Genomic DNA, 272 nt, shown 5'->3' on the forward strand with positions numbered 1-272 from the left:
TGGTTGAAGCGCTCGCCAATGGCGTAAAACAGCGCGACATCTTGCGCGGCAAATTGCATCGCCTGTCGCCGCTGCTGGACTCGCTGCTCGGCACGTGGTCGGACTACGCCAGTGCGCGCAAGGAAGAACTGACGATCCAGGCCGAGCACTACCGCAACGAGCAGGACGCGCTGCAAAACGATCAGCGTGGCGGCACGCAGGAGCTGATGCGCCTGGAGCGGGAAATCAGCGGCATCCAGCGTTGGTTGGGCGAGCTGTCGGTACTCAAGCAT

At 62.5% G+C, this 272-nt stretch carries 1 protein-coding gene; it reads left to right on the forward strand.

Features of this window, described 5'->3' with window-relative positions; genetic code table 11:
* The coding region (locus tag KAJ71_RS23280; RefSeq protein WP_248947798.1) for an Mks condensin complex protein MksF at window positions 1–272 on the forward strand (272 nt) is incomplete at both ends.

It is taken from the genome of Serratia silvae (assembly GCF_023282985.1).
In the GTDB taxonomy this organism is placed as follows: domain Bacteria; phylum Pseudomonadota; class Gammaproteobacteria; order Enterobacterales; family Enterobacteriaceae; genus Chania; species Chania silvae.